General features: G+C 44.2%; 1 protein-coding gene. It reads left to right on the plus strand.

Features of this window, described 5'->3' with window-relative positions; translation table 11 throughout:
- The first annotated feature begins 7 nt into the window (after positions 1 to 7).
- Complete coding sequence (locus B3014_RS15040) at positions 8 to 163, plus strand: hypothetical protein (protein ID WP_349675874.1); 156 nt, start codon at positions 8 to 10, stop codon at positions 161 to 163.
- Positions 164 to 342: the final 179 nt, after the last annotated feature.

A 342-nucleotide genomic window follows, 5' to 3' on the forward strand; every position in this document is an offset into this window, starting at 1 on the left:
TTACGTTATCCCTGGTAACGATGACTCAATGCGTGCAATCCGTCTATACACTGCAAACATTGCTGATGCCATTCTGGAAGGCCGTGCTTCTGTGACAACAGCAGATGCAAAAGAAGAATTCGTAGAAGTTGCTGAAGAAAGTGCTGAATCAGCCAGCGAATAATTTCTACTAGTTTAATTCAGCAGGCTCGCCCGTGGGTGGGCCTGTGTTGTATATGAGCTCAGTGATGAGCATTCATAAAACAATCAGATTAAAAGGGTTAGAGCAATGGCAATTACTGCAGCTTTAGTAAAAGAACTACGTGAGCGTACAGGCTCAGGCATGATGGAGTGCAAAAAAGC

This window comes from Methylophaga sp. UBA678 (genome assembly GCF_002299105.1).
Taxonomy (GTDB): Bacteria; Pseudomonadota; Gammaproteobacteria; order Nitrosococcales; family Methylophagaceae; genus Methylophaga; species Methylophaga marina.